The organism is Bacteroides sp. AR29 (assembly GCF_900217715.1).
GTDB classification, from domain to species: domain Bacteria; phylum Bacteroidota; class Bacteroidia; order Bacteroidales; family Bacteroidaceae; genus Bacteroides; species Bacteroides uniformis.
Window position 1 is genome coordinate 1 of sequence record NZ_OBMS01000011.1, and the last position, 17,265, is coordinate 17,265.

The following is a 17,265-nucleotide window of genomic DNA, read 5'->3' on the forward strand; positions in this document are numbered from 1 at the left end:
CAAAACTCGAATTACGGTCACGGGGAGTGGAAACGGTTACTTCGCCCAAGGGAGTCTGAACCTGCTTTTGCATCTTTCCGTTACGACGGTTACCCATCTGGCGTTCTTCTTCTGTCAAATGTGCATCCATCTCTCCTTCCAGGGCTGCATTCAATATACTTTCCAATAGTGGGGCAAAGGCGCCGTCCTTACCCAACAAAGGCTTGCCGGCTTTCAGCTGTTCAATGGCCTTGTTCTTGATACTCTCGAAATCAAATTCTTCTTTCATAAAAAAAACTGTGTTAGCAAAGTTAATACTTTATTCCTTGCTGACACAGTTTAATTTACATCCTCGATTGCCATTGTAATTTCAGTAATATCATTGATACTTACAGCAATAAAGATTTGGATTACGTATATCAAGAATTAACAGAATCTGCTGTATGGGTATTGTTTATTTTACAGTTCTAAGGCTTGCCAATTTCTGTATTCCCATTATAATCCATACAGATACGACAAAAGGTGCAGCCAGAATAATAATCCCCAAGTTCATCCCTATCATTTGCAATATAACGGACAACAAGATGGAACATGAAGCCCAAGGCTTCTCAGGGTTCTATCTCTTAAAGCAATGGCACACAATACACCGTTATAACGGTATCAAATATCCTTTACGATGGTCCAGTTTGTTTCGTAGCAACATTTGAAACCTATTATAGCAATAATTGATGCATATTATAATCATTACATTTACTTAATTTTGAACTTTATCCGAAAAGAACGAAATTGCCAACAGGAGGAGACAGAGACAATATGATGCCTATTCTGTTTATACATGTAACTTAGCGTATAATTATGTTGTACTTTTCACATGTTACAATGGTGTGATAATTGTTCCTTCTAATTCACTCTTATATGGCATTTGGCAATGTCTGTTCTATGGGTGTTGATTAAAAACGAGGGCTGGCATAGCTTTGCCGGGGAAATGGAACTTGCATTTTGGCGAGGCTGAAACCGAATATGACGGAGTTGGAAGACGACATCGGAGTGGTGGATTTGCCTAAATACGTGGAAGGTCCGTGGCCGCATGTAGGAAAGGAATTTTACTTATGACTCAATGGGAGAGGGAAGGGAAAATATATACAACAGCCTCCAGTATACAGAGACCTTGGACGTGTCGGGGTGAACTGACTGGTATGGCGAAGAACAGTTTCACCGTCCATCCGGCTATTGTGGAATTCAAGGGTTAGTGGCATCTCTTCCATCATAATGCCGCACTCACATTGGATGGACGTACAGGTGCGATGGACCGCCGTTCTGTATGTGTGGACGGGTTGCATTATAATGAAGATGGGACTATGCAGTATGTAGAATAAACTAAAGGTAATTAATAATAAATAATGGAACTGTTATGAAGAATCTTTTTCCTTTTTTGAAGTTGATAGGAGCAGCTTTGTTACTGCTGGGTGAATCTGTCTTTGCACAAGATCCCAATTTTCATATTTATTTGTGTTTCGGACAGTCCAATATGGAGGGAAATGCCCGCTATGAGGCGAAAGACACGGTTGTGAATCCTCGTTTTCAAGTGATGGCTGCGGTGGACAATCAGGAGCTTGGGCGGACCAAAGGCGAATGGTATCCGGCGCGAGCGCCTTTGTGCCGTGCAAATACGGGGCTGACCCCCGTCGACTACTTTGGCCGGACTTTGATTGAAAATCTACCGGAGGAAGTCCGGGTGGGGGTTGTACACGTGGCTATAGGAGGCTGCCGGATAGAGCTGTTCATGAAGGACAAACGGAAGGAGTACATTAAGACCGCTCCGGACTGGATGCTCGGCATATTAAAGGAATACGACAACGACCCGTATGCGCGTTTGGTGGAAATGGCACGTATCGCACAAAGGGACGGTGTGATAAAAGGCATCCTGCTTCATCAGGGAGAGTCGAATACCGGTGAGAAGGATTGGCCACAAAAGGTGAGTAGCGTATATGAAAGCCTATTGACAGACTTGAACCTGAAATCTGTGGATGTGCCTTTATTGGCAGGCGAGGTGGTAAATGAAGACCATGAAGGTACGTGTGCTCGCATGAATCCCATCATAGCTACCTTGCCGCAGGTGGTAAAGAACAGTTTCGTTATTTCCTCTGCCGGGTTGAGTTGTGCCGCCGACCGTCTGCACTTTGATGCTGTGGGCTATCGTGTCTTGGGACGTCGTTATGCCGCGCAGATTCTGAAACTGATGGGCAGGGAACTTCCGACTACCGAGGATATATTGAAGAATACGGTGGCTGCATCTTCCAATATGTACGGCTGTGATTTTCCACGTTTCGACAAGGATAACCGGGCTTATTTCCGTATTTATTCGCCGGACGTCAAGCGTCTTCAAGTGGACTTGTGCAACAAGAGATATGATATGGATAGGGATGAAAACGGCTGGTGGACGGTGAAAACCGATCCACAAGTGGTTGGCCCTCATTACTATTCTTTGGTGGTTGATGGTTTTTCGGTCAACGACCCGATGAGTGGTACTGTGTTCGGATGTAGCCGTATGGTCAGCAGCATTGATGTGCCTGAAAGCAAGGAAGGGGATTATTACCGTATCCAGCATGTTCCGCACGGACAAGTTCGTAATGTCACTTATTACTCCGAAGGGCAGCAACGTTTCCGCCATTGCCTGGTCTATACACCGGCAGAGTATGAAACGAATGCAAAGAAACGTTATCCGGTGCTCTATTTGCAACATGGTATGAGCGAAAACGAAACGGGTTGGAGCAATCAGGGGTTGATGCATAATATCCTCGACAATCAGATAGCGTCGGGCAAATGTGTTCCGATGATTGTGGTAATGGAAAGCGGAGATATAGAGGTAGGGTTCCGTCCAAGACCCGGAAAGGATGTAAATGCGGAGCGTAATTTATATGGAGCTTCGTTTGCCACGTTAATGATAAACGATTTGATTCCTATGATAGACAAGACATTCCGCACGTATGCCGATCGTGACCATCGTGCCATGGCCGGTTTGTCATGGGGTGGCAAACAGACATTCGACATCACGTTGGCCAATTTGGATAAATTCTCGTACATAGGTGGTTTTAGTGGCGCTATTTTCGGTTTGGATGTGAAGAATGCTTTCGACGGGGTGTTTACTGATGCCAAAAGCTTTAATGAGAGAGTGCATTACCTTTTCTTAGGGTGTGGTACGGAAGAGAACATGGGTACCAAGCAGTTAGTGAAGAACCTCCGCGACATGAATATCCGTGTGGACTTCTACGAGTCGCAAGGTACGGCTCACGAATGGCTGACGTGGCGCAGGTGTTTGAATGAATTCATCCCTCATCTGTTTAAAGGGAAGCAGAGATAATCCTGTTTCCAGACACATTATACAATGAATATCCCGAAACAGTCCAGGACCGGCATGGTGCAGAGTATCGCATCAATATATCTGGTCGCTGCTCTGGTTCGGGACAAATCTGTTAACAGACAATGTCTCATTGAGTAGCTGCATCAAGTCCCAGCATGAAATATTCTCTCTTCCACGTAACTCAAAATTAGGATTCTCTATGTAGCCTTTCGTAGCCGCATTAACATTGGAATCACCCAAGATAACCTTTGGAAGCTCTCTAAGTTGTGAAGCAGGTAAAGCTTGATACAATCTCAAACGGCCGATAATCTGACAGAACTGGGTTTGTGAGATTTTCGCTCTTCCCAAGTTTTCAAGTAACCTAAGATTTTGTTCGGGATTGAAGTAGTCTTTCGGTCAAGACATCATTTGTCAGCATTAGATTTGAACAGACACGAACCCTCCACCCTATGAATATCTTGAATTTCTCAGGTGATTTTCGGTTGTATAAGTTTTCCTCATTCAAACTGCGTACCCCACCTATGCAAAGATGTACTTCCTCGCCGTTCATCATTCTACTCATGGAACGGATATGGAAGCAGAAAGCCATACGTTGATAATAGATGGTCCCGTCCTCAGGCTTCAGTTCTTCCTTCCTCTTTGTCAATGCACCTGGTACTCTTCCCAGGATTTTGTGGGATACTCTGATCTCTGTGTTACCAAAGTTCTCACCGATAAAATAAGTCCTTGCAGCCTCCTCGATTCGGTGTATGAATACCTGGTGGCTGATGGTAAGCTGGTTGTCTCCGAAACTGGGTACAATACAGTTCCTTTCAAGTTCTTCAAGTGTAATACCTGAGGTATTACTCTCAATAAAGTTTGGATGCTCCTTCTGCTCTTCCGATACGATTACAGCATCTTCGACACCAATTGCATCCATCATTCTTGTTACCATTCCGATTGTTCTTGGAATGATAGTAAGTTCATTAGTCATTGTTTCCATACTCCTGTTATTTTTTAGTCAGTTAATAAAATGCGATGAAACAAAAAAAGCCAAGAGGTGTCATTTCTTTGTTTTTATGAATATACCTCTTAGCTTCTTTATCCCTTTGAGTATTGAAGTTGCTACCTCCAATACGGTTATTATTACGTCCGCTTTCTTGTCATAATCCATTCATCAGACGTACCATCAGTTTTCAGTCGCAGCATCAACGGCCTTGACTGTACCCGTGGCAATCTTCTTTTTCCCGAATTTGCCACTATACTTCTCCGCAAGCTCGATTACTACTGAACCTGCCACGATAATCTCGGCCACATAAGCTGTAACCTTCAATCCTTTAATTAAATTTCCCATGTCTCCTAAATTTTAAGTTATTAATATTGTTATTTCTATTCTCTATTTCTCTTATATATCATTCTCATATATAAGGCTTTGAGGGGATTGGAAATGGAGAAAAAAATAATACCCCGCCAAGTTGAAATGGCAGGGTAAAAATGTCTTCGGATAAAAAAGAATTCCTATCCTTGTGGTGTTCTACTTAAAGCATATAAGTACGAAAAAAGAGAAATATAGTTCTTAAATACTTGATTTTCAGCACACGAATCAAAAATAAATCTTTTTATTCTATTTCTCACCAATATTAGTCAATAATTACATTGAAAGATAGGTTTATAGGATATTTTAAGTTTATCCGTTCACGCATTTGTAATCTTCAAGGAACTTCTTCAGACCGGAATCGGTCAGCGGATGATTGAGCAAGCCCTTAATGGCCGAAAGCGGACAAGTAGCCACATCAGCACCCACCTCTATACACTGCATGATATGTGCTGTATGCCGGATAGAAGCGGCAAGCACCTGGGTGGTATATCCGTAATAACGATACATCTCCACAATCTTGGCAACCAAAGCAATGCCATCCTCACAGATGTCATCGAGACGGCCTACAAACGGGGAAACATACGTTGCACCTGCTTTGGCTGCCAGCAATGCCTGCCCGGCAGAGAATACCAAAGTACAATTTGTACGAATACCTTTGCCCGAGAAGTATTTAACGGCCTTAATACCTTCTGCAATGCAAGGTACCTTCACTACAATATGCGGATTCAAGGCTGCCAGCTCTTCACCCTCTTTAATCATACCTTCATAGTCGGTGGCTATCACCTCGGCACTCACATCTCCCTGCACAATGTTGCAGATGTCCACATAGTGTTTTCGCTGGTTCTCCACTCCCTTGATACCTTCTTTTGCCATAAGCGAAGGATTCGTGGTAACTCCGTCGAGTACGCCCAAGTCATAGGCCTCCCGAATCTGTTCCAAATTTGCCGTATCAATAAAAAACTTCATGATATAAATGTTTAGATGGTTGATATTACAAATATAACGATTTACACCATAAATGGTTCCCGCCAGTCCTTTATTATCTTTGCTTGACGTAATTATTATCCGGTCAGCGGTTTCGCTTCAAGAATAAACGGTTAGTAATTGTTTGCGGCAATTCATTCTCATAGTGGGTTACCATAATCATCGTTTTATCCCGACGATGGCAGAATGCCTCTATAATCTTCTTGACCCGACGGCGGTTGTATGTATCGAGTCCATGAAGCGGTTCATCCAATATCAGCAGTTCCGGGTCCTTGACAAAAGCACGTGCCAATAATGCCAGACGCTGTTCCCCGCTGGAGAGTTGCAGAAAAGGACTGTCTTTCAAGGCGGCAATACCGAAAATCTCCATCCACCACTCACATACCGACATCTGTTCGGCATGAGGACGTTTATACAATCCGATGCTGTCGTGCAGACCGGAAGCGACAATCTCTATGGCAGGCAGATTCTTCAGATAAGCACGATGCATTTCCGGACTGACATAACCGATGTGTTTCTTGATTTCCCAAATACTCTCCCCCGTTCCGCGCTTCCGTCCGAAAAGACTGATATCGCAGGCGTATGACTGCGGATTATCCGCACAAACCAAACTAAGCAAGGTAGACTTGCCGGCACCGTTCTCGCCACTCAGCGCCCACTTCTCACCACGCATCACTGTCCAATCCAGCTCCTTCAGAATGGTACGGTCATCGTAACGGATGCTAACCCCGTTCAATTTCACCACTTCGTCCGAAGTGAAATTCGCATGTTCGTAGGGCAAATCGAGAATACGCCGCTGCAATTCCTCCAACGCTCCGGCCTCTTCCTGAATACGCATCTGATTGCCCGCACAGAATGCCTGCACATACTCCTCACGTTCCATCTTTTCGCCCACCTTCATGTCCTCTACCGGCACAACATGTGTAATAAATGAAGGTATGTCATCCAACATGGAAAGCACAAGGACAATCTGCAACTCGCCCAGCCGGGTAAGCCGCTCCAGCAAATTAAAAAGCAGTTCACGGGTAGGCGCATCCAGCCCTATGAAAGGATTGTCCATGATAAGAATTCGGGGAACAGTCAGTAAAGCTTTAGTCAACTGAAACCTGCGCAGCTCCCCACTGCTGAGAAGAATGATTTTCTTGTCAAGCATCGGCTCTATGCTGAAAAGTTCAAATAGCTGCCGCCTCAAGACATCGTCTTTTACCTCTCCCAGCACTTCGCGTACTAGCGGAGCATCCTCCTGGTCGTGGGCATTCCAACGCTGTTGATAGTAATAATTGGCATCGGCAGAACCGTAAGTATCACGGAAGGCAATGTATCTGATATTGTCATAGGCAGTTTTCGTGAGGGAGGGAGAGAAATCATAGGTAAGCTCACCATCACGCAAAGGATACTTTTCCGTCAGCATATCCACCAGGAGGCTCTTTCCGGCTCCGTTCGGTCCTACAATGGCAATGTGTTCTCCTGCCAGGAAATCAAGGGTGGCAGGCTCTGTCAAACGAACAAGCGGGTTGCGTACTACGCCCCCCGCTATGTGTATTGTATGTTGTTGCATCATCCAATCATCATTTATACATAATCAGTGCCGATTGGGCCGGAACAACAACTTCGGGGCCGTACAGTGTGCCCAAACCTTGTTCATTGATAAAGCCATCCTTGCAGACCACTGTATATTTACCTTCGGGTACGGTAAGTTTGGCAGGCTCCTTACGGGCATTCAAGACTAGTATAATATCTCCCCATGCATCACCGTTGGCATTTTCTTTCAGACGGTAAACCACCACATTGCTGCCGTCAACCGGTAGAAATTCCAAATGCTTACGCACCAAATCCGCATCACCCATACGGAAAGCCGGATGCTTCTTACGAAGCTGTATCAACCCTTTATAATAAGCAAATACATCTGCATGCTCCGCCTTTCGTCTCCAATCAATCGCATTGATGGAATCGGGACTCTCAAAACTATTGTGTACTCCCTTCTTGTCACGCATCACTTCCTCACCGGCATAAATAAACGGTACACCTTGGGAAGTGAATACGGCTGTTTGCGCCAGTTTGTCAAGCTTTGCCAATTCTACGGGAGTAATACCCGGGATACTTGCTTTCAGCCTATCCACCAAGCACATATCATCATGGCAGGAAACATAGCTGATCATCTGTGTAGGTTGTTCCGCCCACGGAGCCTTACTATAATTCACAGAGTCATTATTTACTTGCGGATGCCTGATGGCTCCTACAATACCAAACTTTATGCTCTCCTCTCCTCCCGGCAATCCAGCAAGGAAAGCACCTTGATGATTGTCATTAAACGGACCGCGTAAAGCATCACGCATTTCGTCAGAGAAAGCAGCAACACCCGGCATCTTATAAGTATTGGCTTTCATTGCCAGAGAATCTTCCGCCATCTGTGGAGCCGATGCCGCCCATCCTTCACCATATATAAATATAGTCGGATCTACAGACGTTGCCGCCTTACGGATTTCGTTCATTGTCTCGATGTCATGAATACCCATCAGGTCAAAACGGAATCCGTCAATGTGATATTCATTAATCCAATGTAATACAGACTCTATCATGTATTTACGCATCATCGGACGGTTGCTGGCAGTTTCATTGCCACAAGCCGAACCGTCTGCATACGTTCCGTCCGGTCGCTGACGGTAAAAGTATCCCGGCACTGTACGTTCAAAATTACTGTCGGATGTATTGAAAGTATGGTTATACACCACATCCAGAACAACACGGATACCTGCTTTGTGCAAAGCCTGCACCATCTGCTTGAATTCCCGGATACGAACATCCGGTTTGTAGGGGTCGGTAGAATAAGAGCCATCAGGCACATTGTAATTCTGCGGATCATATCCCCAATTATACTTGTTCTCGTCCAGCTTTGTCTCATCAACGGAGGCATAGTCATAAGACGGAAGGAGATGTACATGTGTCACCCCCAATTCTTTCAGATGGTCAATGCCGGTTGCCAGCTTGTCGGGACTTACCGTTCCTTGTTCTGTCAGTGCCAGGAACTTTCCTTTATGCTCAATGCCCGACGACGGGTCGATGGACATATCACGATGGTGCATTTCATAAAGAATCACATCGGCAGGAGAGGCCAATGCCGGACGTTTATCATCTGCCCATCCTTCAGGGTCCGTGGATTTCATGTCGATGATGGCGGCACGTTTTCCATTCACCCCTACAGCTTTGGCATTGATACCCGGAGTGTCCCCCAGCCACTTATCATTGATTTTCACATTGAATGTGTAGAATTTACCCATCAAGTCCTTTTCAACTTTAGTTTTCCAAGTTCCTTCTTCAGAGGGTTCCATTGAAATAGTTTCATAGGCATGCCCTCCGTCTCCTGCTTCGAACAACATCAGGCGAACTTCATCTGCCGTAGGTGCCCACAATGTGAATTGCGTGGCAGCAGGTGTATATTCCATCTCTGTCAGACTACCCGAACGGACAGGGTAAAGTTCGTACGAAGCATACTCCGTCTTCGCGGGAGTGCAGCTTACAACCGTCGTTGCAGCCACTCCAATGATAGCAAGTTCATTCAATTTCATGATATTATTTTTAGATTCTACATTTCAATTCTTATCACTTCTTCACCTTATCCGGATTTTTGGCAATAAAGTCTTTCCAGCCATGATAGCCTTTCTCCACCGTGGGACGCCCCATCTGCAGAAAGTGACAATAGGCAGCAGCAAGCCCGTCCGTTGCATCCATAAAAGTAGGCATATCCTCTTTAGGAAAATGCAGCATACGCTGCAACATGTCTGCCACCTGTTCCTTGGATGCTTGTCCGTTTCCGGTGATGGCCATCTTTATTTTTAAAGGAGCATATTCCGTAATGGGAATATCCCTGCTCAAAGCAGCTGCCATTGCTACGCCTTGCGCACGCCCCAACTTCAACATGGACTGTACATTCTTTCCGAAGAAAGGGGCCTCAATAGCGAGCTCGTCAGGCAAATAACTCTCTATGATACTCAGTACCCGTTCATGAATATGGCGTAACTTCAGATAGTGATCTCCAAATTTGCGGAGGTCGATAATTCCCATGGCTATCATTTCCGGCTTGACACCTGCCACACGCAATACTCCATACCCCATAATGGTGGTACCAGGGTCTATACCCAATATAATTTTCTCTTTGACCGGTTGTATCACACTATTACCTCCATCAATGTAGGAAAGCCAATCACTTTATCTTTAAAGATATTCAGTAATTCCTCGTTCAGTTTCACTCCTTGCTCTTGATGCCAACGATGCAGTTTGGCAGAGTTTTCCACCTCAAACTGAACAGAATAGCAGATGCTTCCTTCTTCAATATGACTCAAGATACGGGCTATACGTGGAGCATACAATGTTCCGTTCTTTTCTACCTCGGGAAGATAGTGTTCCTGCATCCATATCAGGAAGTTTTTGTCTTCTCCTTCCTCTACATGATAAGTGGTATTATATATCAGCATAACTTATTTTTTCAAATTCTTTCGCAAACATAGCAATTATTTCAGAATAATGCATTATATTTGCACCATCAAAAACGAAAGCAAGCCTGCAAACGTTGGCAACGGGGCGTTAGCTCATCTGGCTAGAGCGCGACACTGGCAGTGTCGAGGTGATGAGTTCGAGTCTCATACGCTCCACGAAAATTAAAACGGTTAGATTAGTCTAATCGTTTTTTTTGTACGCATTAACGAGCTATAAATTTACATATAGTCCATTTTCATTCGACAACTCATGAAAGAAGCTTTTACACGCAAGTCATTACTTATTTTAGGACGTGGCATAGGGCAAGTCATGTTCCAAAACAATGCATTGTCCGGATTATTGATGTTGATTGGAATCTTTTTGAATTCATGGCAAATGGGCCTATTGGCTGTAAGTGGCAACATAATAAGTACGTTGACAGCCCGTATCTCAGGATATGACTGTGATGATATAAAAAATGGATTATATGGTTTTAACGGTACACTGGTAGGAATAGCCGTAGGGGTCTTTATGCTTCTGACTGTAAGTTCCTTGATGCTGATGGCTATTGCCTCGTGTGCATCTACCTACATTGCACGGTTTTTCAACATGCAACGCGTGTTGCCCGGATTCACTACCCCTTTTATCCTTTCTGTATGGATGCTGCTGGGATTGTGCAGTTGGCTGATGCCTGACATGCTACTCGTCTCTGATACAGAAACACCCGCTTCTTCCTCCATAAATTACTTACAATGTTTCAGTATGGGCATAGGCCAGGTGATGTTTCAAGGAAACATGATGACCGGACTATTTTTCCTTGCAGGCATTCTCGTGAATTCCCGGAATGCAGCAGTATATACCATATTGGGAGCACTTCTCCCCCTCCTCCTAGCCACATTATTGGGAGTGGATTCCGAAGCTTTGAATATGGGTCTGATGGGATATAATGGCGTATTGTGTGCCCTTGCTTTAGGAGGTAAAAGCTGGATGAGCTGTATATGGGCTGCATGTTCCGTTTTACTCTCTGTTGTATTGCAAATTGTGGGAATGAATTGGGGAATTATTACATTGACCGCACCTTTCGTTCTCTCCGTATGGCTGACAATGGGAATAAAAAATCTCTATCTCTTTTTCAAATTAGGCAGAAAGCAAGCCACCAACCCCAGTAAAGGCATAAAGGCACATACATTATAAACAGCCTCTATACCATACTTATCTGCCATACCTCCCAATACAGCCGAAGCGATACCGGCAATTCCAAAAGCGAAACCAAAAAACAACCCGGAAATCAAACCCAGCTTATTGGGTAGCAATTCCTGGGCGTACAGCAATATGGCAGGAAAAGCGGAAGAAAGCATCAGACCGACACAGAAGCTCAGCACTACTGTCCATGCAAGCCCTACGTGAGGCATCATCATACTGAATGGAGCCGTTCCAAGAATGGAAGCCCAGATAACATACTTACGTCCTATCCTATCACCTACGGGACCTCCCACCAATGTTCCGATGGCAGTAGCTACCAGGAAGACAAACAAGAAGAGCTGTGAATCCTGAACAGTAACACCAAATTTATGGATCAGATAGAATGTATAGTAGCTCGTCAAACTTGCCATATAGATATATTTGGAGAAGATAAGTATCAGCAGAATACTTATGGCAAACACCGTCATTCTTGAAGAAAGGGGACGTTCTATCTTTCCTGCCACAAGCATCGGGCGTTTCTTGATATGATTCAAGTAGGAACGGAACCAACGACATATAGGAATCATCACCACGATGGCAATCAAGGCAAAAACCGTAAAAAAGGCAATGTATCTCCTCCCGTAAGGAGCTACCAGCAAAGCCACCAGTAACGGTCCAAGCGAGCCTCCCAAATTCCCGCCCACCTGAAATAGAGACTGCGCCAGTCCGCGTTTTCCGCCGGAAGCCAGAAAAGCAATACGTGACGCCTCCGGATGGAGTACAGACGAACCGATACCCACAATGAATACCGAAGCCAGCAACCAATACAGATTAGTAGCAAAAGCCAGATTCATGATACCGACCAAAGTAAAGCCCATACCTATCGGCAATGACCAGGCAATGGGGCGCTTATCAAAGAACAATCCCATTAGAGGCTGAAACACGGACGCCGACATCTGATACACTAACGTAATCAGACCAATCTGGGCAAAACTCAAGGATAAATCCTCCTTGAACAAAGGGTATACTGCCGAAATAACCGATTGCAGCATATCGTTCAAACAATGCGAAATACTCAATGCTATAAGAATAGGAAAAGCAATTCTACGGATAGGAGGTCTCTGATTCTGTATCATCTTATACTGTCTATTACAAAAAACGGTGCAAAGGTACGTAAAAAATACATATCCAATCCACATAAAGACAAAACTCCCCGATTCTCGTCAATACAGAATCGGGGAGTTTTATCTTTATCAGTTCAGCAATCCCGGATTGGCTTCTATGGCTTCTTTCGGAATGGCCAATGTATAGCGGGCATCATTCTCTTCGAGTACATAACGCGTACCATCAAGCACTTTCTCCAAACGCGGACGGGTGGAACGACGAAGGTCAAACCAGCGATGTCCTTCAAAAGCAAGTTCACGGGCACGTTCATCTAATATTTCCTGTACCAACGCTTCCTTATCCATGGCATTGACAACAACGGATTTCGCTTCGTAGGCCTCCGGTGCATAACGTTTCCGCATCAGTTCCAGCAGGCGAGTACGTGCTTGAGACAGTTCTCCAAGTCGGGCAGCAGCCTCAGCAGCCGTCAGATATATTTCACCCACACGGAAAGTACACAAGTAGTTATTGCTTCCCGCCTTCTTATTCTTCCGGAAACCTTTTTCATCCGTTTCAGCAAAATATTTGTCCAGCCGAAGGTCGTTCTCAGCATAAAGGGAGAGAAAAACCGGAGTAGCCAGAGCAGCCCCATTGATTGTACTGCTCAGAGGCGTCTCCAGTGGAGTAATATTTTCCACGGAATTATAACTGTTAGGAAGAGTTGCAGCGGCATCATTCAAATCTACCAATACAGACTTCACGGCAAGCACTGCCTCAGCAGCATCCCAAGCCGCCTGCCACTCGCCCTTATAAAGGGATACGCGTGATTGAAACGCCTCTACCGAAGCCGCATTGAAACGATATGAATATCTCTGTTCCCATTCTGCCTTCATGACCAGTTTGCGTGCCTCGTCAATATCTGCTTGGATGGAAGTATAAACTTCTTCCACCGTATTGCGTTTCAGGACTTTCTCTAAATCCGTATCCAATTTCAGCGGTACCGATTTGGTATCCAAAGCTCCCTCCTTAGTATAGGGCTGTCCATAAAGATTTACCAATAAGAAATGTACATAAGCACGGAGCATATACGCTTCTCCTACAAGCTGATTTATCTCTTCCTCAGTGCCTTCCTTAATATCACTTCTGCTCTCAATAACGTGATTGGCAATAAAAAGCACATTGTAATACTTGGCCCATTCAAACGATGAGGTATAGGCATTGGGAGCAAGGTCGTTCCAGCGCTCTATATCCATATAATAATTTTGGTCATATTCATTATCCCGAACCTGCATCTCGTCGGAACGGAAACAAGCCATTCCCCGGTCACTGAATTTACTCACGTCCTTATAAGAACGGGCAAGCAACGCTCTATACTCAGCCAAAGAATTGGGAATGACACTACCGGTAGGCTGTATATCCAGATAGTTGTCGCATGCCGCAAGCAGAAGCATGCAGGCCATTATCATCAGACTTATTGTTTTCTTCATTTTCTTTCTGCTTTTGAAGTTAGAAATTCAAGTTCAAACTGAATGTAACCGACTTGGGTACGGGAGTTGCATAAGGATTGTACATCGACTCCGGATCCATGTAGTTATTATATCCCGAACCAAACACGAAGAGATTACGTCCTTCAATAGATACCGTTGCCGAGTTCATTCCCAAACGCTTTGTCAGGAGCTCAGGGATACGGTAACCCAGACGCAGATTCTGCAAACGTACGTAGTTCAGCTTCTTCACCCAGATATCCAAATCTCTCCAGATGGTTTTAGAATCATACCAGGAGTACTCTTCCGGGTTGGAAGCACTCAGCATAAATGCCGGAAGCTCCGCATTCGGGTTTTCCGGAGTCCAGCGGTTCAGCACATCCGCATTATAGTTCTTGCCATAATCCGGATTGATGATGTCATAAGAGGGTTGCGTACGTACGTACCCGCCAAACGTCAAAGAGAAATTGACATTCAGCTCCCAGTTTTTATAGCTGAAGGTATTAATCAAACCTCCCGTATAAGGAGCATCGCTACTCCCGATATACGAATAAAAGGTTCTCTCTTCGGCTGCAGTTACATCGGAAGAGGCAATACCTATCCCCCACTCGTCCTTCAGGCGGTAAAGCTCCTTCAAGGTCACTTTCTCTCCCTCCGGATTATAGAACATCATATTACCGGTTTCCTTATTCACTCCCGCAGTCTTCAGTGCGAAAATTGCCCCTACAGGATAGCCTTCACGTCCCGGAGTGGTCTGCTGCTCCGGTATGTTTTCCTGCAATACCTTATTACCGTTATAGGCAAAATTGAAATTTGTGTACCAGGAGAAGTTTTTTGTCGTTATGTTACGGGTAGACAAGCTGATTTCCACACCTTTGTTCTCCATACTTGCCCAGTTGACGTTCATTGAAGTAAAGCCCGTCTCCAGAGGAAGCATGCGCAAAGCTATCAAATCGGTACCCTTACGGTAATAATAGTCCACGCTCAGATTGATAGCCTGGTTCAATACAGAAAAATCAAAGCCGGCATTGACAGACTGCGTCTTTTCCCAACGCAACTTCTTGTTGGGAGCGGAATTAATGATAATTACATCTTCCGATACTCCGGGCAAAATACTCTCCGACCGATATGTACCCAACAGGAACGGAGAAGTATTCTTGTCAATATTTCCCTGCAGACCGTAAGATGCACGGAACACCAGGTTATCTACCCACTTGGCCTGCTGCATAAACGGTTCTTGTGACAGACGCCACAAGGCACTGACAGAATAAAGAGGAAGATAGCGGTACTTCTTATCCACACCGAAAAGATCGGAACCGTCAAAACGGATACTTCCTCCCACCGTGTAGCGATTCAATAAAGAGTAGGAGGCCGTAGAGTAGAAAGACACATAAGCATTCTCCTTATACGTCGTCTGATGGAGCGGGAAAGACGTGGCGTAACTTTCGTTGGGGAAAATCACCGGCTTGGTGGTCAACGTCTTGCGGTCGAAGCCATACCCTGCCGAGAACAAGGTTTCGTACCAAGTCTTGCGCAGTTCGGTACCTGCCATCACTTCCAGTTCATGAATATCATTGAAGCTGTCGCGATATTCTCCCATCGCCTTCCAAGTAATCTGTGAATTGGAGTTTTCATAAGACTTCTGCATACCTCCTTCGGGCAGAAAGTGTTTGGTTTCTCCACCTTGGGAGTATTCGCTCAACTTATAGTAATAGCGCATGGCATAGCTTTCCCAGTCCGCTATTTCTTCTCTGGAAGTTTTTTCCAACTGATAGCCAAACTGGGAAGTCAGCTTCCACTTGTCATTGAACCGTAACTCCGCATCAAATATAGATGAAAAAGAATTCACCACGCTTTCATTAGACGTGTTCTGCCGTTCTTCAAAGATGTTGAATCCTAAATCCTTATCAGTGTTGTTCTGAATATCGTAGTCGTAATTATAGTTGCCATTCTTGTCATAAAGTTCAAAATACGGATTAGCCTTGCGTGAATAGAACACGGGATTCGACATACCGTATGCATCTGTCAGATAATTGGTATTTTTGCGACGGTTGGCAAACATGGAGGCACCCACTTTCAGTATACTGTTCACCTTATAGGAAGTCTTTCCTACCAAGTTGAAACGGTCCATACCCACACCGTCCACATTTCCATCCTCTTTATAATAGCCGAAAGAGGTATAATACGTAACCCTTTCCGTACCGCCGGAAAGGCTCAAGTTATATTCCTGGCTGAAAGCATCGCGGAAAAGGATATCTCCCCAGTTTGTATTAACACTCTTCAAACGGTTGATGGCAGCTTGTGTATCACTGCTCAAGGCATCCCATCCTCCATTCTGAAAAGCAGACAACTCATTGTAATTGGAAAGAATATTATATACGCCTCCTTTATGATTGTCCGGAGAATAGTTATTACGGATCATATCCATTTCCAATCCTACTTTCTCCGCTGAGTTCAGCAAGTTCAACCGGTCAAGGCTCAATGTAGGAGTATAGGTAAACCGGGACGAGAAATTGATAACCGGTTTACCGACCTTACCCTTCTTTGTTGTAATCACAATGACGCCATTGGCTGCCCTCGCACCATAGATGGCAGTGGCTGCCGCATCCTTCAGGATGGTGATATTCTCAATATCTGCCGGATTCAGGCCTGCAATGGAAGATTGCTTCATGTTGGTGATGTCATTCAGCTCATCCGGTTCGGGAACATCCGTTCCCTCCAAAGGAATGCCGTCCAGCACCCACAAAGGGTCTTGTGTACCATTCAATGAAGCAGTACCGCGAATGCGTATCTTTGCCGGAGCACCCGGAGCACCGGAAGTCGGGCTGACAGAAAGTCCGGCAATTTGTCCGGCAAGTGCCTGGTCGATACTTTTTACTGCACCGATGGTCTCGTCCGATATATCCAGTTTGGATACCGCTGCCGTCAGCTTGCGGCGCTCCACTGTCTGGTAACCCGTCACAACAACGGCATCGAGCATTTGGGAAGATGCATGAAGTGTTATTTCATAATGTTCCTTTCCCGGAACAAGCTTCACTTCCAATACGTCATATCCCACGTAGCTACAAAAGAAACGGGTTATCCCCGCAGGTATAGCGATAGAGAACTGACCATCCACATCAGTGATGACCCCCATTGTAGTCTGAGCACTCCCCGCCTTTTTCAAGTCTTCCGCAGTCACATAAACGGAAGCACCGATAAGCGGTAGGTTATCCTCTGAAGATATTACTACGCCCTGGACTTTTTTCTCTGCAGCAAAAGCAGATGACAAAACTCCTACAAGGCATAACAAAACGATTAATACACGTTTTTTCATGCGTTACATATAAAATTAATTAATA

The 17,265-nt window shown here is 44.9% G+C and carries 13 protein-coding genes, 1 tRNA gene and 2 pseudogenes; 4 read left to right on the forward strand and 12 right to left on the reverse strand.

From position 1 onward, the window contains the following. Both CSD97_RS08845 and CSD97_RS19065 read right to left on the reverse strand, forming a co-directional pair. On the reverse strand, positions 1-268 hold a 268-nt coding region (locus CSD97_RS08845), incomplete at its 3' end, for a transposase (protein WP_173675107.1). A 165-nt stretch (positions 269-433) separates the two neighbouring features. Next, a pseudogene (locus tag CSD97_RS19065) lies at positions 434-633 on the reverse strand (urea transporter); the annotation flags it as partial. 455 nt (positions 634-1,088) lie between these two features. Between CSD97_RS19065 and CSD97_RS19070 the strand changes: the two are divergent. Both CSD97_RS19070 and CSD97_RS08860 read left to right on the forward strand, forming a co-directional pair. Beyond that, complete coding sequence (locus CSD97_RS19070) at positions 1,089-1,229, forward strand: hypothetical protein (RefSeq protein WP_244284024.1); 141 nt, start codon at positions 1,089-1,091, stop codon at positions 1,227-1,229. A gap of 161 nt (positions 1,230-1,390) precedes the next feature. After that, positions 1,391-3,340, forward strand: coding sequence for a sialate O-acetylesterase (locus CSD97_RS08860; RefSeq protein ID WP_098032298.1), 1,950 nt, complete (start codon positions 1,391-1,393; stop codon positions 3,338-3,340). A gap of 126 nt (positions 3,341-3,466) precedes the next feature. Here CSD97_RS08860 and CSD97_RS19195 read toward each other — a convergent pair. From CSD97_RS19195 to CSD97_RS08890, 7 genes and pseudogenes are all read right to left on the reverse strand, one after another. Continuing rightward, positions 3,467-4,322 (reverse strand): annotated as a pseudogene (locus CSD97_RS19195) (DUF3871 family protein); the annotation flags it as partial. Between the two features lie 186 nt (positions 4,323-4,508). Beyond that, positions 4,509-4,673, reverse strand: coding sequence for a hypothetical protein (locus CSD97_RS18920; RefSeq protein ID WP_173675108.1), 165 nt, complete (start codon positions 4,671-4,673; stop codon positions 4,509-4,511). A 333-nt stretch (positions 4,674-5,006) separates the two neighbouring features. Beyond that, positions 5,007-5,663, reverse strand: coding sequence for a fructose-6-phosphate aldolase (fsa, locus tag CSD97_RS08870; RefSeq protein WP_098032299.1), 657 nt, complete (start codon positions 5,661-5,663; stop codon positions 5,007-5,009). Positions 5,664-5,766: 103 nt separating this feature from the next. Next, positions 5,767-7,239 (reverse strand): ATP-binding cassette domain-containing protein, encoded by a 1,473-nt coding sequence (locus CSD97_RS08875; protein WP_098032320.1) that lies wholly within the window; start codon positions 7,237-7,239, stop codon positions 5,767-5,769. 10 nt (positions 7,240-7,249) lie between these two features. Then, the gene (gene pulA / locus CSD97_RS08880; RefSeq protein WP_098032300.1) at positions 7,250-9,247 is read right to left on the reverse strand and encodes a type I pullulanase; all 1,998 of its coding nucleotides are present in this window, start codon (positions 9,245-9,247) and stop codon (positions 7,250-7,252) included. 34 nt (positions 9,248-9,281) lie between these two features. Further along, a complete protein-coding gene (gene ruvC, locus CSD97_RS08885; RefSeq protein WP_005826381.1) occupies positions 9,282-9,851 on the reverse strand; it encodes a crossover junction endodeoxyribonuclease RuvC in 570 nt (189 codons plus the stop codon). Beyond that, complete coding sequence (locus CSD97_RS08890) at positions 9,848-10,153, reverse strand: DUF4286 family protein (protein WP_005826379.1); 306 nt, start codon at positions 10,151-10,153, stop codon at positions 9,848-9,850. The genes ruvC and CSD97_RS08890 overlap by 4 nt, the downstream gene beginning before the upstream one ends. A 103-nt stretch (positions 10,154-10,256) precedes the next feature. On the opposite strand from CSD97_RS08890, the gene CSD97_RS08895 reads away from it, so the two are divergent. Next, positions 10,257-10,330, forward strand: a tRNA-Ala gene (locus tag CSD97_RS08895). A gap of 94 nt (positions 10,331-10,424) precedes the next feature. Further along, the gene (locus CSD97_RS08900; protein ID WP_022401656.1) at positions 10,425-11,348 is read left to right on the forward strand and encodes an urea transporter; all 924 of its coding nucleotides are present in this window, start codon (positions 10,425-10,427) and stop codon (positions 11,346-11,348) included. Here the strand turns inward: CSD97_RS08900 and CSD97_RS08905 are convergent. The 3 genes from CSD97_RS08905 to CSD97_RS08915 form a co-directional block, all read right to left on the reverse strand. Next, positions 11,276-12,472: an MFS transporter gene (locus tag CSD97_RS08905; protein WP_098032301.1), complete on the reverse strand. Its 1,197-nt coding sequence runs from the start codon at positions 12,470-12,472 to the stop codon at positions 11,276-11,278. The two genes, CSD97_RS08900 and CSD97_RS08905, sit on opposite strands and share 73 nt — an antisense overlap. A 117-nt stretch (positions 12,473-12,589) precedes the next feature. Next, complete coding sequence (locus CSD97_RS08910; RefSeq protein WP_005826376.1) at positions 12,590-13,927, reverse strand: RagB/SusD family nutrient uptake outer membrane protein; 1,338 nt, start codon at positions 13,925-13,927, stop codon at positions 12,590-12,592. Between the two features lie 19 nt (positions 13,928-13,946). Continuing rightward, the gene (locus tag CSD97_RS08915) at positions 13,947-17,240 is read right to left on the reverse strand and encodes a SusC/RagA family TonB-linked outer membrane protein (RefSeq protein ID WP_098032302.1); all 3,294 of its coding nucleotides are present in this window, start codon (positions 17,238-17,240) and stop codon (positions 13,947-13,949) included. Positions 17,241-17,265 lie beyond the last annotated feature (25 nt).